General features: G+C 60.8%; 13 protein-coding genes and 1 pseudogene. 12 read left to right on the top strand and 2 right to left on the bottom strand.

Features of this window, described 5'->3' with window-relative positions; translation table 11 throughout:
• Positions 1-165 precede the first annotated feature (165 nt).
• On the top strand, positions 166-1458 hold the full coding sequence (gene cytX / locus M0746_RS23180) for a putative hydroxymethylpyrimidine transporter CytX (RefSeq protein ID WP_258450714.1): 1293 nt from the start codon (positions 166-168) through the stop codon (positions 1456-1458).
• Here cytX and M0746_RS23175 read toward each other — a convergent pair.
• Positions 1427-2173, bottom strand: a complete 747-nt coding sequence (locus M0746_RS23175) for an RsiV family protein (protein ID WP_258450713.1) — start codon at positions 2171-2173, stop codon at positions 1427-1429. The genes cytX and M0746_RS23175 overlap by 32 nt on opposite strands.
• A 221-nt stretch (positions 2174-2394) precedes the next feature.
• Here M0746_RS23175 and M0746_RS23170 point away from each other — a divergent pair, with 221 nt between their 5' ends.
• The 10 genes and pseudogenes from M0746_RS23170 (at position 2395) to M0746_RS23125 (ending at position 12995) form a co-directional block, all read left to right on the top strand.
• Positions 2395-3012, top strand: a complete 618-nt coding sequence (locus tag M0746_RS23170) for an NUDIX domain-containing protein (protein WP_093105471.1) — start codon at positions 2395-2397, stop codon at positions 3010-3012.
• On the top strand, positions 3003-3455 hold the full coding sequence (locus tag M0746_RS23165) for a DUF1249 domain-containing protein (protein WP_258450712.1): 453 nt from the start codon (positions 3003-3005) through the stop codon (positions 3453-3455). Before M0746_RS23170 ends, M0746_RS23165 begins: the two co-directional genes overlap by 10 nt.
• A 100-nt stretch (positions 3456-3555) precedes the next feature.
• On the top strand, positions 3556-4371 hold the full coding sequence (gene cpdA, locus M0746_RS23160) for a 3',5'-cyclic-AMP phosphodiesterase (RefSeq protein ID WP_258450711.1): 816 nt from the start codon (positions 3556-3558) through the stop codon (positions 4369-4371).
• 158 nt (positions 4372-4529) lie between these two features.
• Positions 4530-5138 (top strand): YqiA/YcfP family alpha/beta fold hydrolase, encoded by a 609-nt coding sequence (locus M0746_RS23155; RefSeq protein WP_258450710.1) that lies wholly within the window; start codon positions 4530-4532, stop codon positions 5136-5138.
• A gap of 41 nt (positions 5139-5179) precedes the next feature.
• Positions 5180-7087, top strand: a complete 1908-nt coding sequence (parE, locus tag M0746_RS23150; protein ID WP_093105463.1) for a DNA topoisomerase IV subunit B — start codon at positions 5180-5182, stop codon at positions 7085-7087.
• A pseudogene (locus tag M0746_RS23145) lies at positions 7087-8073 on the top strand (esterase-like activity of phytase family protein); the annotation flags it as partial. The gene parE and the pseudogene M0746_RS23145, both read left to right, overlap by 1 nt.
• Positions 8074-8298: 225 nt before the next feature.
• Positions 8299-9303, top strand: coding sequence for an esterase-like activity of phytase family protein (locus tag M0746_RS23140; RefSeq protein ID WP_258450709.1), 1005 nt, complete (start codon positions 8299-8301; stop codon positions 9301-9303).
• Positions 9300-9824, top strand: coding sequence for a retropepsin-like aspartic protease family protein (locus M0746_RS23135; protein ID WP_093105455.1), 525 nt, complete (start codon positions 9300-9302; stop codon positions 9822-9824). Before M0746_RS23140 ends, M0746_RS23135 begins: the two co-directional genes overlap by 4 nt.
• Before the next feature lie 7 nt (positions 9825-9831).
• Positions 9832-12096 (top strand): DNA topoisomerase IV subunit A, encoded by a 2265-nt coding sequence (gene parC, locus M0746_RS23130; RefSeq protein ID WP_130909839.1) that lies wholly within the window; start codon positions 9832-9834, stop codon positions 12094-12096.
• A 185-nt stretch (positions 12097-12281) separates the two neighbouring features.
• On the top strand, positions 12282-12995 hold the full coding sequence (locus M0746_RS23125; protein WP_208938981.1) for a PqiC family protein: 714 nt from the start codon (positions 12282-12284) through the stop codon (positions 12993-12995).
• Positions 12996-13358: 363 nt separating this feature from the next.
• Here M0746_RS23125 and M0746_RS23120 read toward each other — a convergent pair whose 3' ends face one another.
• Positions 13359-14864 (bottom strand): AhpA/YtjB family protein, encoded by a 1506-nt coding sequence (locus tag M0746_RS23120; RefSeq protein ID WP_208938980.1) that lies wholly within the window; start codon positions 14862-14864, stop codon positions 13359-13361.
• Between the two features lie 133 nt (positions 14865-14997).
• On the opposite strand from M0746_RS23120, the gene serB reads away from it, so the two are divergent.
• A complete protein-coding gene (gene serB, locus M0746_RS23115; protein ID WP_258450708.1) occupies positions 14998-16212 on the top strand; it encodes a phosphoserine phosphatase SerB in 1215 nt (404 codons plus the stop codon).
• Positions 16213-16244 lie beyond the last annotated feature (32 nt).

The following is a 16244-nucleotide window of genomic DNA, read 5'->3' as shown; positions in this document are numbered from 1 at the left end:
CGCGGAGCGTCCCTAGAGGCATTCCCACGCAGAGCGTGGGAACGATCAAAAGTCTAGCCACAAGCGGCAAGCTACAAGCTGCAAGATTAGAAGCGGTCCGCGTACTGCCTTTACTTGCGGCTTGCAGCTTGCAGCTTTTTCTCTGCTCCTCTTGAGAAAACACCCTTGAGCATTCAACCCGGCACTTATTCCCCCGACCTCGCGGTACCCGCTGACAAGCGTGTCTTCGGCGGTCGCGATCTGTTTTCCCTGTGGTTTTCCCTCGGCATCGGCCTGATGGTCTTGCAGACTGGCGCCTTGCTCGCACCCGGCCTGGGCTTGTCCGGTTCGTTGCTGGCGATTTTTCTCGGCACACTGGTCGGTGTGCTGTTGCTGGCCGCCGTCGGCGTAATCGGCAGCGACACTGGCCTGTCGTCGATGGCCGCGCTTAAACTCAGCCTCGGCAACAAAGGCGCGAGCCTGCCGGCGCTGCTCAATCTGCTGCAACTGATCGGTTGGGGCTCGTTCGAAATCATCGTCATGCGCGACGCTGCCAGCCTGCTCGGCACCCGTGCGTTCAGTGAAGGTTCGCTGTGGGCCAATCCGATGCTGTGGACCCTGTTATTCGGCGCGCTGGCGACCCTGCTTGCGGTCAGTGGACCGCTGACGTTTGTGCGGCAGATCCTGCGCAAATGGGGCATCTGGCTGTTGCTCGCCGCCTGCCTCTGGCTGACCTGGAACCTGTTCGCCAAAGCCGATCTGGCTAATCTATGGGCGCGCGCCGGTGACGGTTCGATGCCGTTCGCCGTGGGCTTCGACATTGCCATCGCCATGCCGCTGTCGTGGCTACCGCTGATTGCCGATTACTCGCGTTTCGGCAAGCGCGCGAAGAATGTCTTCGGTGGCACGGCTGTCGGTTTCTTCATTGGTAACTTCTGGCTGATGAGTCTCGGCGTCGCCTACACCCTGGCCTTCGCGCCGAGCGGTGAGGTCAACGCGCTGCTGCTGGCACTGGCGGGTGCCGGGCTGGGCATTCCGCTGCTGCTGATTCTGCTCGACGAGTCGGAAAACGCCTTCGCCGACATTCATTCGGCGGCGGTATCGAGCGGGATTCTGTTGCGTCTGAAAGTCGAGCATCTGGCGCTGGCCATCGGCGTGATCTGCACGCTGATCGCCCTGCTGGCGCCGTTGGCGCAGTACCAGAACTTCCTCTTGCTGATCGGCTCGGTGTTCGCGCCGCTGTTCGGTGTGGTGCTGGTGGATCACTTCATCCTGCGCAAGCGCAGTGCCCAAGTGGCGTCAGCCGCATTGCGCTGGCCGGCGTTGCTGGCGTGGCTGGGTGGCGTGAGCACTTACCACTTGCTGGCGAATCTGTACCCGGATGTCGGCGCAACCCTGCCGGCGCTGGTGCTGGCAGGGCTGTTGCAACTGATCCTGGGTCGGGCTTTCAGTTACGGCCGGGAAACAGCTCAGGCTTGAGAATGCCGTTCAGGCGCGGATAAGGAATCTTCAGTTCGACGTGGCCCAGCGCGTAAGGCGCAATGGTGGTCACGTCGTACTTGAGGATCACGCCGCCGTAGGTCAGCGCCACGTTCGGCGTTTTCACGAACGGCCAGTTCGCCACGAATTCCGGCTCCTGATCGAGCTTGGTGCTGATCAGCCAGCTGTTGTGCGCAACCTGCGCGGCTTTCCAGAAGGCTTCTTCCTGGCCTGGCAGCAGCATGTCGGACAGGTTCAGCACCTTGTGCTGCTGGCGCGAATAGTTGATGAAACCGCGACCCGGCGTGCCATGGGCACCGCCGGTGTCGAGGTAGCTCGACAGCTCGATGATCACCAAGCCGTCATGCTGCTCGCGTACTTTCGCTTGCAGGTAGCTGCTGTAGCGCGGGCCGGCGCTGGCCAGAAACTGTTCGCGGTAAGCCGCCAGGGTCGGCGCGACCGGGGCGTTCTTCTCGGTGCGGGTCATCTGCAGCAGGCGTTTTTCGATAATGCCGTCCAGTGCCGGCTCGTCCGGGAACCGCAACGTATCGATGTTCACCAGTGGGCATTCAGGGTTGGCGCAGCCGGGTTTGAGCTGTTCCGAGGCATCGCGTTTGGTGTCCAGCGGCGTACGGTAGTTGGGCTGGAACAGGCTGGCACAGGCGCCCAGAGTCAGGGCGATTGCGGCCACAGAGGTAATTTTGAAAAGCGACATGGGCGTCCTTTCGAAAGCAGGGGAAGGCAAAAAAGTTACCGCTTCGACTCTCAACGAAGCAGTCAGTTCGCCACTAAGCTAATTAGAGTGGGTTTCGCCGTCACCGTCCATCCCGCTGACGGTAAAGGGGCTGCATCAAACGGTGCGGGCGCGTTAGGATGGCGCGAAGTCGAGGTCGCCCAGCGCAACCTCGTTATGGACTTGTAGTAGAGAGGATGCTCATGACCGATTTTGCCAACGCCATTCCGACCGCCGTCGATATCGTGCGGCGCGAAAAGTGCTACGAGGGCTTCTACAAGCTCGATCGCGTGCACCTGCGCCATGAGCTGTTCGCCGGTGGCATGAGCCGCGAGATCAACCGGGAAATTTTTGTTCGCCACGACGCCGTGTGCGTGCTGCCCTACGATCCGCAGCGCGACGAAGTGGTGCTGATCGAGCAGTTTCGCGTCGGCGCCATGGGCAAGGCCGACAATCCGTGGCTGGTCGAACTGGTTGCCGGTCTGATCGACAAGGATGAGCAACCGGAAGAAGTTGCTCACCGCGAAGCGCAGGAGGAAGCTGGGCTGGACATCAAGGCACTCTGGCCGATGACCAAGTATTTCCCCTCGCCGGGTGGCAGCAACGAATTCGTGCATTTGTATCTGGGGCGTTGCAGCACCGAGGGTGTGGGCGGTCTGCATGGCCTGGAAGAAGAGGCAGAAGATATCCGCGTCACGGTCTGGGCTTTTGAAGATGCCTTGCAGGCCGTCCGTGACGGACGCATTGCCAATGCGGCGAGCATCATCGCCTTGCAGTGGCTGGCGCTGAACCGCGCCGAAGTGAGGGGGTTATGGTTGTAAACAAGCTGCGCGATCGTTATCGAGTCGACCTCGTGGGGCTGCAAGCCGCCTGCGAGGCCAACTACGCGCGCCTGATGCGCTTGCTGCCGGACATGCGCAGCGAGCCCGAGGCGCGGCGCATCGCCGTGACCCAGGGCGAGCAGATGCTCGGCGTGCTCGCCCTCGAAGTGCTGCAGACCTGCCCGTACACCACGACGTTGCAGGTGCGCCAGGAACACAGCCTGCCCTGGCTGCCGGTGCCACAACTGGAAGTGCAGGTCTATCACGACGCGCGCATGGCTGAAGTGGTCAGCGCCGAACATGCACGACGCTTTCGCGGCATCTATCCTTATCCGAATGCTTCGATGTACCAGCCGGATGAAAAGGCTCAGCTCAATCTGTTCCTGGGGAAGTGGCTGAGCCATTGCCTGGCACTGGGGCATGAGTACGAAGTCGTACGCTAGTTGTGAACTGCTTCCGGTTCGCCGGTTTCCTCTTTGCCTGAACCCCCAGCATAATTGCGGCACCTGACCGATTCCGTGCTTTTGCCTTGGGAGAACGCCTTTGCCGAGCGTATCCACGTTGACCACCGCCGATCCGGCGCTGCTGGTGCAGCTGTCCGATAGCCATCTCTTCGCTGACGCGGACGGTGCGCTGCTGGGCATGAAAACCCGCGAGAGCCTGCAAAAGGTCATCGAGCGGGTGCTGGAGCAGCAGCCGCAGATCGATCTGCTGCTGGCCACCGGCGATATTTCCCAGGACGGTACGCTGGAGTCCTATCAACAGTTTCGTCAGATGAGCGCGCAGATCGACGCCCCGGCGCGCTGGATTCCTGGCAACCACGATGAACCGATGATCATGGCGCAGGCAGCGGTGCAAAGTACGCTGCTGGAGCCGGTGGTCGATATCGGCAACTGGCGAGTGACGCTGCTCGATTCAGCCGTGCCGGGATCGGTGCCGGGCTATCTGCAGGACGATCAATTGCAGTTGCTGGTGCGGGCGTTGAGCGAAGCGCCGGAGCGCCATCATCTGGTGTGTTTTCACCACCATCCGGTGTCGATCGGCTGTGCGTGGATGGAGCCGATCGGTCTGCGCAATCCCGAGGCGTTCTTCGAGGTGCTGGATCGCTTTCCGCAGGTGCGCGCGGTGTTGTGGGGGCATGTACATCAGGAAATCGATCGCGAGCGCAATGGCGTGCGCCTACTGGCCTCGCCTTCGACCTGCATCCAGTTCGAGCCGGGCAGTGTGGATTTCAAGGTCGGTGAGCAGGCGCCGGGGTATCGCTGGTTGCGGCTTTGGCCGGATGGGCGGTTGGAGACGGGTGTCGAGCGGGTCAGCGGTTTTGCCTTTACGGTTGATTACGGTTCCAATGGTTACTGAGGCCTCACTGGCCTCTTCGCGAGCAGGCTCGCTCTCACAGGAGAAACACATTTCAAGGTGGGAGCGAGCCTGCTCGCGAAGGCGTCCTCACAAACACCCACGATTGCCCTGACTCCCTGTAAACTCCGCTATCTTTCGCCGACAGCCAGGGAGTTCAAATGTCCGGTTCGATCCTCTATATCCACGGTTTCAACAGCGCGCCGGCCTCGAAAAAGGCCTGTCAGCTGGTAACGGTGATGGAGCGGCTGGGTTTGAGCGAGCAACTGCGAGTACCGGCCCTGCATCACCATCCGCGCGAGGCCATCGGTCAGTTGCAGCAAGCGATTGCCGAACTGGGCCGGCCGCTGCTGGTGGGAAGTTCGCTCGGCGGCTACTATGCGACTCACCTGGCCGAGCGCCATGGCCTGAAAGCCCTGCTGGTCAACCCGGCGGTCAGCCCGCACCGGATGTTCGACGGCTATCTGGGCCCGCAGAAAAACCTGTATACCGATGAAACCTGGGATCTGACCCACGACCACGTCGCGGCGCTGGCCGAACTGCAAGTGCCAGCACCGCAGGATGCGCAGCGCTATCAGGTCTGGTTGCAAACCGGCGACGAAACGCTGGATTATCGCCTCGCCCAGCAGTATTACCGCGCCTGTGCCCTGCGCATCCAGGCCGGCGGCGATCACAGTTTCCAGGGCTTTGCCGGGCACTTGCCGGCATTGCTGAGTTTTGCCGGCATTGGCGCCGATATGTATCAGGCAATCGATTTCACCGCACTGTGAAGTCTTGCCCCTATTCAATGAATGACTGACGACGAGACCCTATGGCCACTCCCAGCGCTAGCTCCTATAACGCCGACGCCATCGAAGTCCTCTCGGGCCTCGACCCGGTGCGCAAACGCCCCGGCATGTACACCGACACCAGTCGGCCGAACCACCTCGCCCAGGAAGTCATCGACAACAGTGTCGACGAAGCCCTGGCCGGCCACGCCCGATCGGTGCAGGTCATCCTGCACGCCGACCATTCGCTGGAAGTCAGCGACGACGGCCGTGGCATGCCGGTCGACATCCACCCGGAAGAGGGTGTGTCCGGTGTCGAACTGATCCTCACCAAGCTGCACGCGGGCGGCAAGTTTTCCAACAAGAACTACCAGTTCTCCGGCGGTCTGCACGGGGTGGGTATTTCCGTGGTCAACGCGCTGTCGACCGAAGTGCGCGTACGGGTCAAACGCGACGGCAATGAATACCAGATGACGTTCAAGGACGGCTTCAAGGCCTCCGAGCTGGAAATCGTCGGCACCGTCGGCAAGCGCAACACCGGTACCAGCGTGTACTTCGCGCCGGACCCGAAATACTTCGATTCTCCGAAATTCTCCATCAGCCGCCTCAAGCATGTGCTCAAGGCCAAGGCTGTGCTGTGCCCGGGGCTGCTGGTCAGCTTCGAAGACAAAGGCACCGGCGAAAAAGTCGAATGGCATTACGAAGACGGACTGCGCTCGTATCTGGTCGACGCGGTCAGCGAATTCGAACGCCTGCCCAACGAGCCGTTCTGCGGTGCGTTCGCCGGTAATAAAGAGGCGGTCGACTGGGCGCTGCTGTGGCTGCCGGAAGGTGGCGACGCAGTGCAGGAAAGCTACGTCAACCTGATCCCGACGGCGCAGGGCGGCACCCACGTCAACGGTCTGCGCCAAGGCCTGCTTGATGCGATGCGCGAATTCTGCGAATTCCGCAGCTTGCTGCCGCGCGGCGTGAAGCTGGCGCCGGAAGACGTCTGGGAGCGCATCGCTTTCGTTCTGTCGATGAAAATGCAGGAACCGCAATTCTCCGGCCAGACCAAAGAGCGTTTGTCGTCGCGCGAAGCCGCGGCGTTCGTCTCCGGTGTGGTCAAGGACGCGTTCAGCCTGTGGCTCAATGCCAACCCGGAAACCGGTCTGGCCCTGGCTGAACTGGCGATCAACAACGCCGGCCGTCGCCTCAAGGCGAGCAAGAAGGTCGAGCGCAAGCGCGTCACCCAAGGCCCGGCATTGCCGGGCAAACTGGCCGACTGCGCCGGGCAGGACCCGATGCGTTCCGAGCTGTTTCTGGTCGAAGGTGACTCCGCCGGCGGTTCCGCCAAGCAAGCGCGGGACAAGGAATTCCAGGCGATCCTGCCGTTGCGCGGCAAGATCCTCAACACCTGGGAAGTCGACGGCAGCGAAGTGCTCGCCAGCCAGGAAGTGCACAACATCGCCGTGGCCATTGGCGTCGATCCGGGCGCGGCGGACATGAGCCAGCTGCGCTACGGCAAGATCTGCATCCTTGCCGACGCCGACTCCGACGGTCTGCACATCGCCACGCTGCTCTGCGCGTTGTTCGTCCAGCACTTCCGCCCGCTGGTCGATGCCGGCCACGTTTACGTAGCGATGCCGCCGCTGTACCGCATCGACCTGGGCAAGGAAATCTACTACGCCCTCGACGAGGCCGAGCGCGATGGCATTCTCGATCGTCTGGTCGCCGAGAAGAAGCGCGGCAAGCCGCAGGTCACCCGATTCAAGGGTCTGGGTGAAATGAACCCGCCGCAACTGCGTGAAACCACCATGGACCCGAACACCCGGCGCCTGGTGCAGCTGACGCTCGGCGAAGATTTCGCCGAGACCTCGGAAATGATGGACATGCTGCTGGCGAAAAAACGCGCCGGCGACCGTAAATCCTGGCTCGAATCCAAAGGCAACCTCGCCGAGGTGCTGGCCTGATGCGGTGTGGCTTGGCCCTGGCGTGTACGTTGTTGCTGAGTGCGATGAGCGTGTCGGCCGAGCCGTTGCAGGAACTGCGCGTGCTGTCCGAGCATGCCGTTGAAGGCATGCGCGGTGGCAATCTGTCAGGGCTGGCCATGTGCGGCGACGCACTGTGGGCGGTATCGGATCGCGATGACGATCAGATCTATCGACTCGATACTGCCGACCAGGTCTGGCAGGCCGAAGCCATGCGCATCGACGTGCCGCTGGTGCCGGATACCGGTTTGCCATGGGGCTTGCGCTCGCGCAACTGGGCAGCGTCGTTCGTGCGCGGTGGCGATCTGGATTTCGAAGGCATCAGCTGTGACAGCGCGGGCAATCGCTACCTGGTCAGCGAAGGCCATGCCGCGGTCTTGCAGGTGCCTCTCATCGGCCCTGCCAACTGGCTGAAGATTTCGCCGATGCTGGTGCGTGAAGCGCGGGCCAGTGGAATGTTGCTGCATTTCAACGCGATTTTTGAAGGCTTGGCGATCAACCCGGCGGGCGATCGCATGTGGCTGGCTGCCGAGCGACAAAGCCGCGGCTTGTTGACGATCAAGCGTCAGCAGACCGTGTGGGATTGCGAAGGTCGCTGCGTGCTGCTCAGCGAGGGCGGCAAAGAGATGCAGCCGTCGCAGTTTCCCCACGCCAGGGCCGTCGATCGCGACTTTTCCGACATTGCGCTGTTCAACGGCAAGCTGTTTACCCTTGAGCGCAATGCGTTTCAGATCTGTCGTCGCGATGCGCAGACGGCCAAGGTCGAGCAGTGCTGGTCGTATGCCGCTGAACTGTTACAGGCCAATCGCCGTTACTCGCAGAACTACGGACTTGAAGAAGCGTTGATCATCGACGCCAAAGGTGCCTGGGTGGGCGTCGACAATAATTTCGGACCGCGTGCCGACGGTGAAGTCCGCCCGATCGTCTGGCGTTTCGCCGCGCCTGACGGCGGCTGGGGTGTCAGGCCATTATTGAATGTGCTGAATGCGCATCGCTCAAGCCTGTTTCCGTTCTGCGAGCAGATCGGCAAACTGCTGCAATACTCTACTTTGCGATGACTTGTCTGTGTTTCCTGGCAGGCAAGTAATAAAGCTCTGAAGCAATGCTGTCGAGAAAGTAGTGTGTTCGTTGAATTCCGACATGTCGTGCACGGCTCGGGGAAACTTGATACGCCGACTGCGGGAGATTCAACGATGAAACTCGACCACTCTATTGCGGTTTTTTTGCTTGTCTGGAGTTCGATAGGGCTTGCTGCCGACCCTGAATTAAGAATGCTTTCAGAACATCCGGTGGAGGGAATGCGTGGAGGTAATCTGTCCGGGCTGGCCCGGTGCGGCGAGCAGTTGTGGACAGTGTCGGACCGGGATGACGATCAGATCTACAGGCTCGATACGCGAGACAAGGTGTGGAAGGCTGAAGCTGTTTTGATTGATGTACCGACGGTGCCGAATGATCCAGGCCGGACATTGGCCATGCAAGCTCAAAGCGCTTTGCGAGCTCTGGCAGGCAATGGGAAGTTGGATTTTGAAGGCATCACCTGTGATCCTGCAGGCAACCTTTACGTTCTCAGTGAAACGTATTCAGCCATTCTCAGAATCTCACCGGATGGCGGGATCAGATGGTTGCAGATCTCGTTGCGGATGGTGACTATGGCGCGCGAAGCTGGATTGCTGATACACGCCAATGCATTGTTTGAGGGATTGATCATTACGGGAATCGCCAGTACTGAAATATGGCTGGCTGCCGAGCGGCAAAAAAGAGGGCTGGTAAAAATCAAACGGTCAATTGCTCCCGTTTACTACACATGGTTTTGTGGTGCGGAATGTGTAGTCATGACTGAAGAGGGGTTGGCGCCGCAGCCTCCTCAATTCCCGGATTCCACATGGGTAGACAAGGATTTTTCGGATATCGCTTTGTTCAATAAAAAGTTGTTCCTGCTGGATCGCAATGCTTTCAAAATCTGTCGTCATGAAATGCTGACAGGAAAGCAGGAACGCTGCTGGTCATTCGCAGCAGATGCGCTGGTTCCGAGCCGTCAGTACGCGGCCCGGCATGGTATGACCGAAGCCTTGCTGGTCGATGCCCAAGGAGCATGGATCGGGGTCGATAACAATTTTGCGACTCGGGCAGATGGCGAGTCTCGCCCGATCGTCTGGCGCTTTGCTGCGCCCGCGGGCGGCTGGGATGCGGGTCTTTGAGCCAGCAGCCACCGGGCAAACGCGCCGGGCGGGTGCTGATGGTGCTCGCCTGGTGCGCGGCGCTGTTTCTTGCCACGCGCTTTTTCGGGCAGTGGGAACAGCGCCAGCAGAATCCGAACATTGTCGTGACGTCCGAGCAGGGCGAAGGCTTTATCGAAGTGAAACTGGCGAGCAATGCTCAAGGGCATTTCGTCGCCAGCGGTCAGATCAACGGCGAGCCGGTGGAATTCATGCTCGACACCGGGGCGACCGATGTGTCGATCCCGGCGGATCTGGCCAAGCGTTTGAAGCTTGAAGAAGGTTTCGGTGTGACCCTGAGTACGGCCAATGGCCTGAGCCAGGGCTATCGAACAAAAATTGCCCGCCTGCAACTGGGCGACATCGTTTTGCGTGACGTTCGCGCACTGGTGGCGCCAGGGTTGCATGGCGATCAGGTACTGCTCGGCATGAGCGCCCTGAACAGACTTGAATTTACTCAGCGCGGTGGCACCATGCTGCTGCGCCAGACAACGAACCGATGAGGCCCGCATGAGCGACTCCCTTGATCTCAGCCTGGACGGTGTAGAACGCCGCTCGCTGGCTGACTTCACCGAAAATGCCTACCTCAACTACTCCATGTACGTGATCATGGACCGCGCGCTGCCGCATATCGGCGACGGCCTGAAACCGGTGCAGCGGCGTATCGTCTACGCCATGAGCGAGCTGGGGCTGGATGCCGATTCCAAGCACAAGAAGTCGGCGCGTACCGTCGGCGACGTGCTCGGCAAGTTCCACCCGCACGGTGACTCGGCGTGCTACGAAGCGATGGTGCTGATGGCGCAGCCATTCAGCTATCGCTACACGCTGGTCGACGGTCAGGGTAACTGGGGTGCGCCGGACGATCCGAAGTCCTTCGCCGCCATGCGTTATACCGAAGCGCGGCTGTCGCGCTATTCCGAAGTGCTGCTCAGCGAGCTGGGCCAGGGCACTGCCGACTGGGGCCCGAACTTCGACGGCACCCTGCAGGAACCGCTGGTGTTGCCGGCGCGCCTGCCGAACATTCTGCTCAACGGCACCACCGGTATCGCCGTGGGCATGGCCACCGACGTACCGCCGCATAACCTGCGCGAAGTCGCCACCGCCTGCGTGCGCCTGCTCGATGAGCCGAAGGCCACGGTCGAGCAGCTCTGCGAGCACATTCAGGGCCCGGATTATCCGACCGAAGCGGAAATCATCACGCCGCGTGCCGACCTGCTGAAGATGTACGAAACCGGCAAGGGCTCGGTGCGCATGCGCGCCGTGTACCACGTTGAGGACGGCGACATCATCGTCACCGCGCTGCCGCATCAAGTCTCCGGTGCCAAAGTGCTGGAGCAGATCGCCGCGCTGATGCAGGCGAAACCATCGAAAGCGCCGCAAATTGCTGACTTGCGTGACGAGTCCGATCACGAAAACCCGTGCCGCATCGTGATCATTCCGGTCAACAGTCGCGTCGATCACGAAGCGCTGATGCAGCACCTGTTTGCCAGTACCGAGCTGGAGTCGACCTACCGGGTCAACGTCAACATCATCGGTCTGGACGGCAAGCCGCAGCTGAAAAACCTGCGCGCGTTGCTGGTCGAGTGGCTGGAATTCCGTGTGCTGACCGTGCGTCGCCGTCTGCAATTCCGCCTCGACAAGGTCGAGCGTCGCCTGCACCTGTTGGACGGTTTGCTGATTGCTTACCTCAACCTGGATGAAGTGATCCATATCATCCGTACCGAGGAACACCCGAAGGCCAAACTGATCGAGCGTTTCGCCCTCAGCGAAATCCAGGCGGACTACATTCTCGATACCCGTCTGCGTCAGTTGGCGCGACTGGAAGAGATGAAGCTGCGCGACGAGCAGGACGAACTGCTCAAGGAGCAAGCCAAGCTGCAAGCGCTGCTCGGCAGCGAAGCCAAGCTTAAAAAGCTGGTGCGTACCGAGCTGTTGAAAGATGCCGAGACTTACGGCGACGACCGTCGCTCGCCGATCGTCGAGCGCGCTGAAGCCAAGGCGCTGACCGAGCATGATCTGCTGCCCAACGAGAAAGTCACCGTGGTGCTCTCGGAAAAAGGCTGGGTGCGTTCGGCCAAGGGCCACGACATCGACGCCACCGGCCTGTCGTACAAGGCCGGTGACGGCTTCAAGACCTCGGCAGCGGGGCGCTCCAACCAGTTTGCGGTGTTTATCGACTCCACAGGCCGCAGCTATTCGGTCGCCGCGCACACCTTGCCGTCGGCCCGTGGTCAGGGCGAACCGTTGACCGGTCGTCTGACGCCGCCGCCGGGTGCCTCGTTCGAATGCGTGCTGATGCCTGAAGATGACGCGCTGTACGTGATCGCCTCCGACGCCGGCTATGGTTTCGTGGTCAAGGGCGAAGACCTGCAAGCCAAGAACAAGGCCGGCAAGGCGTTGTTGAGCCTGCCGAATAACGCCAAGGTCATCGCCCCGCGTCCCGTCGCCGACCGTGAACAGAACTGGCTGGCGTCGGTCACGACCGAAGGTCGCCTGCTGATCTTCAAAATCAGCGATCTGCCACAATTGGGTAAGGGCAAGGGCAACAAGATCATCGGGATCTCCGGTGAACGCGTCGCCAGCCGCGAGGAATACGTGACGGACATCGCCGTCCTTCCAGAGGGTGCCACCCTGGTATTGCAGGCCGGAAAGCGCACTCTGTCACTGAAGGCCGACGACCTTGAACACTACAAAGGTGAGCGTGGGCGTCGCGGAAACAAACTTCCGAGAGGCTTTCAGAGGGTCGATGCGCTGCTCGTCGAAAACCTCAATTAGGCGAGAACGCCCTCCTAGAGCGTTCGATCTGCGATTAAACACGTAGATCGACGCTTTGGCGCTGGAGTCGGAACGCATATTCACGGATGATATGGCCTTTCAAGCGCCGGCGTGGCCGAGCGTTCTTCATATTTATTGAGTATTTTCACTGTGGTCAGCCTTGTGGCGGCCACCTGGACGGGATGATGACTGCTCTGCGCCTTCCTCTTTTTTTGTTGCTCGCCGGCGTTCTTGGCCTGGCGGGTTGCAGCGTACACCAGCCGGTGTCGCTGTATCAGCTGGACAGCGGAAGTCCGGTTCAACCTGCGCAAAGCGCAGGCATGGCGGTTTTGCTGGGCCCGGTAATCATTGCTGATTACCTGCAACGAGAAACCCTGCTGCAACGCCAACCTGATGGCAGCTTGCAGGCGGCGACCGATGGTCGTTGGGCCGGTAGCCTTTCGTCGGATATCGATCAGTTACTGATGCGTCAGGTCGCCGGTCATCTGGACAGCCAGCGTGTGGTGCTGGCTCCGGCGACGACCGGTTTTACGCCGGATGTACAAGTGCTGCTGACCATCACGCGTCTGGATTCCGGTGCGAAGCAACCGGCGATTCTCGATGCGCAGTGGCGCTTGATCGACCGTCGCGGTCAGGTGCGCGATAACCGCATTGTTCATCTGCAGGAGCTGCATGCCGGCAGCACCGCTTCGCAGGTGCAGGCGCAGGGCATCCTGCTGCAGCGTCTGGCCGAGCAGTTGTCGGTGGCACTCAAGCCGTTGGCCAACCAGCCTCCGGTGGCCGAGGCGCCGCGCAAGCGGGACGCCAAACCGGCAGCTCCGGCGGCGGAAGCCGAAAAGCAGCCGAAGATTCCGATGGCATCGCCGATTCGTACGGATATGGAAGTGTTTCGCTTCTAAGACTGGATCGAGTCAGAACAGAGCCCGCCTTGTGCGGGCTTTGTTGTGTCTGGGGCTCCGTAGACATCAAAAGCAACCCTCACCCCAGCCCTCCCGAAACGTCGGACCGCCCGGAGGGAGAGGGAGCCGACCGAGGTGACTCATGGCTTACATCGACCTGAAAAACCGAGTCGATTATGGATTCACAGCCAAGCGTTCATGTCGGCATCATTCTCGAATATCCCCCAATCAGTGCCCTCTCCCTCTGGGAGAGGGCTAGGGTGAGGGGCTTTTAGGGGATGAACGCGACATCATTAACACCGCACACAAAAAAGCCCGCAGACAATCCCTCATCTGCGGGCTTTCATATTTCAGGCCTAAGGCTTAAGCCCGGCGCTCATGCATCCGCGCCAGTTGCCGCTCCAGCATCGACGGATACGGCTCCATCAACCGCTCCACGCAGCATGCGCCTTCCGGGCTGGCGATCGGGCGGATCCGTGCACGCTGGCGAATCAGCGCATCGTCACTGATCTTGCGCTCGACCAGCAGCAGGTTGCGGCTGTGTTGCGACAAGGCCAGGGCATCCTGCGCCGAATCGGTCAGCAGCAGATCGATCTGGCTCAGGCCGAACAATTCATCGCCCAAGGTCAGACCCAATTGCAATTGCAGGGTGATGCCGCTGTCCGCGACCTCGATCTGCAATTGGTGGCCCAGTGCACGCAGCAGTTCGCCGCAGCAGATCGCGTTGGTCAGGTAATCGTCGCCACAGTCTTCGGTGTGGAACAGCATCAGCGTACTGCCGTCGTTCAGGGTTTCGATTTCGCCCTGATACAGCGAAGCAGCCTGTTCGAGGCAATCGCGATAGCGTTCCTGCAACTCTTCCAGGCGGGCGCGTGGCAAGCGGCGCAACTGCTCTTGCGAACCGAGCTGCACGGCCAGTACCGCGCTGTGCTGCGCAATGCTTGGCGTCGGCTTGCGCACGGCCGGTTGCGCGGCGGCATCAAGCGATTCGTCGCGCAGGTCGGCAAACGCGTCATCGTCGTCATCATCTTCGACGGTGCTGACCAGATGCCGCGGTGCAGGCTTTTGTGCGGCCATCGGGCGGGTTTCGTCGAAGCTTGGGTCACGCAGGTTGCGCACCTCGAATTCCGGCTCATCCTCTTCGTCTTCGAACACCGGTTCCGGTTCAGGCGCGGGCTCCGGGGCGTAGCTGGCGTGCAGTTGCCGCGCCAGATCGCCGATTTCATCCTGGCGATCGATGCCCGGGGTGTGCTCGTCGATCCGCCGCAGCCACACGCGCAATTGCAGCAATGGTGTCGACAGATGCCGGCCCATGCGCAAGCTCAGGGCCAGTGACAGCGCCAGCAGAATCCCGCTGAGAATGCCCATGCTTTGCAGGCTGATGGTCATCGGTTGCTGGAACTGATCCATGTCCAGGCTGATGCGCAGTTGCCCGGCGGTCACGTCCTGGAAGGTGATCTTGCTCTCGTACATGCCTTCGGCTTCGCCCAGCAGGCTGTGCTTGGGACGCTGACCGGATTCGGCGAGGATGCGGTTGTCCACGCTGTAGATCGCCGCGTGGGCCACCAGTTTGTTCTTGGTCAGGTTGTTGAGCAGCACGTTGAGGCTGAGGATGTCATTGGACACCAGCAGCTCGGTGGCCGAGGTCGCGGTCTGCGTGGTCAGGCTTTCGCCCAGCGCATCGGCCTGCTGGTGCATGGCCTGCTTGAACTGCAGGCCCATCACACCGGCGTAGATCACCAGGGCCAGAGCGACCAGGATCACGTTATGGCTGGCAATGCGCAATGCAATCGGTACACGGCGATGGCGCAGTGCACGGAAGATCAGCAGGAAGAAGTTATCGGTTTTAACAGGCGTGGGCCGGTTCACTGAGCTCGGCTCTTTGTCCGTGAAGTTGACGCGCAGTATAGCGACAGGCCCCAGACCGGCAAAGCGCTGGCGGTGCCCGATGGTCACTGAAAGTGCGTAGAATGCGGTTTTTTTCCAGTTGCGGGGGTGCGCGTTGCGCGAAATCGTCCTGATTAACATCACGGGAGTCGACCGTCCGGGTCTGACGGCGGCCATTACCGGCGTTCTGGCCCAGGGTGGCGTGAACATTCTCGACATCGGTCAGGCGGTGATCCACGACACCCTGTCGTTCGGCATCCTGGTTGAAATCCCCGATTCCGAGCAAGGCAAGGCCGTGCTCAAGGACATCCTGTTCAAAGGCTACGAGCTCGACCAGCAGGTGCGCTTCACCCCGGTGTCCGAAGCGGATTACCAGCAATGGGTGGGCAATCAGGGCAAAAAGCGCCACATCGTTACGCTGTTGACCCGCAAGGTCACCGCCGGGCAATTGCAGGCGGTCAGTTCGATCACCGCCAAGTACGGCTTGAATATCGATCACATCGACCGTTTGTCGGGGCGTATGGCGCTCGACACACCGGCCGATCAGGGCAAGGGCTGCATCGAGTTTTCCGTGCGCGGTGAAGCGGCCGATCCGCAAGCATTGCGCGCGGAATTCCTCAGCGTTGCCCAGGAGCTGAACGTCGACATCGCCTTCCAGGAAGATTCGCTGTTCCGCCGCAATCGCCGTCTGGCTGTGTTCGATATGGACTCGACGCTGATCGAAGCCGAGGTGATCGACGAATTGGCAAAAGCGGCTGGCGTCGGCGACCGCGTCTCGGAAATCACCGAACGCGCCATGGCCGGTGAGCTGGATTTCCGCGCCAGCTTCAAGGAGCGTCTGGCGCTGCTCAAAGGTCTGGACGTCAGCGTGCTCGACTCGATCGGCGCGTCGTTGCGTCTGACCGAAGGCGCGGAAACCTTGTTCGCCGAACTCAAGCGGCTGGGTTACAAGACCGCCATCCTGTCCGGCGGCTTCACCTACTTTGCCAAGCAATTGCAGGCCAAGCTGGGCATCGATTACGTGTTCGCCAACGAACTGGAAGTGATCGACGGCAAGTGCACCGGCGTGGCGATCGAGCCGATTGTCGACGCGCAGCGCAAGGCTGACCTGCTCAAGGAACTGGCGCACAAGGAAGGTTTGCGTCTTGAGCAGACGATCGCCGTGGGCGACGGCGCAAATGACCTGCCGATGTTGGCGATTGCCGGGCTGGGCGTGGCGTTCCGTGCCAAGCCGCTGGTCAAGCAGTCGGCGAAGCAGGCGATCTCGACGCTTGGTCTGGATGGCGTGCTGTATCTGCTGGGCTTCCGTGATCGTGATGGGCAGGCCTGAAATTTCTGTCGCCTGATCTGGCCTCTTCGCGA

It is taken from the genome of Pseudomonas sp. S11P7, from assembly GCF_023195435.1.
Taxonomy (GTDB): Bacteria; Pseudomonadota; Gammaproteobacteria; order Pseudomonadales; family Pseudomonadaceae; genus Aquipseudomonas; species Aquipseudomonas fluorescens_G.
The sequence above is the reverse complement of the archived record's forward strand: the minus strand, read 5'-3'. Positions and strand labels throughout refer to the sequence as shown.

Excerpts from the sequence above, each read along its gene's own strand:
- M0746_RS23170 (WP_093105471.1), top strand. The coding sequence starts at position 2,395 with ATGACCGATTTTGCCAACGCCATTCCGACCGCCGTCGATATCGTGCGG.
- M0746_RS23175 (WP_258450713.1), bottom strand. The coding sequence starts at position 2,173 with ATGTCGCTTTTCAAAATTACCTCTGTGGCCGCAATCGCCCTGACTCTG.
- M0746_RS23155 (WP_258450710.1), top strand. The coding sequence starts at position 4,530 with ATGTCCGGTTCGATCCTCTATATCCACGGTTTCAACAGCGCGCCGGCC.
- M0746_RS23125 (WP_208938981.1), top strand. The coding sequence starts at position 12,282 with ATGACTGCTCTGCGCCTTCCTCTTTTTTTGTTGCTCGCCGGCGTTCTT.
- M0746_RS23140 (WP_258450709.1), top strand. The coding sequence starts at position 8,299 with ATGAAACTCGACCACTCTATTGCGGTTTTTTTGCTTGTCTGGAGTTCG.
- parC (WP_130909839.1), top strand. The coding sequence starts at position 9,832 with ATGAGCGACTCCCTTGATCTCAGCCTGGACGGTGTAGAACGCCGCTCG.
- M0746_RS23165 (WP_258450712.1), top strand. The coding sequence starts at position 3,003 with ATGGTTGTAAACAAGCTGCGCGATCGTTATCGAGTCGACCTCGTGGGG.
- parE (WP_093105463.1), top strand. The coding sequence starts at position 5,180 with ATGGCCACTCCCAGCGCTAGCTCCTATAACGCCGACGCCATCGAAGTC.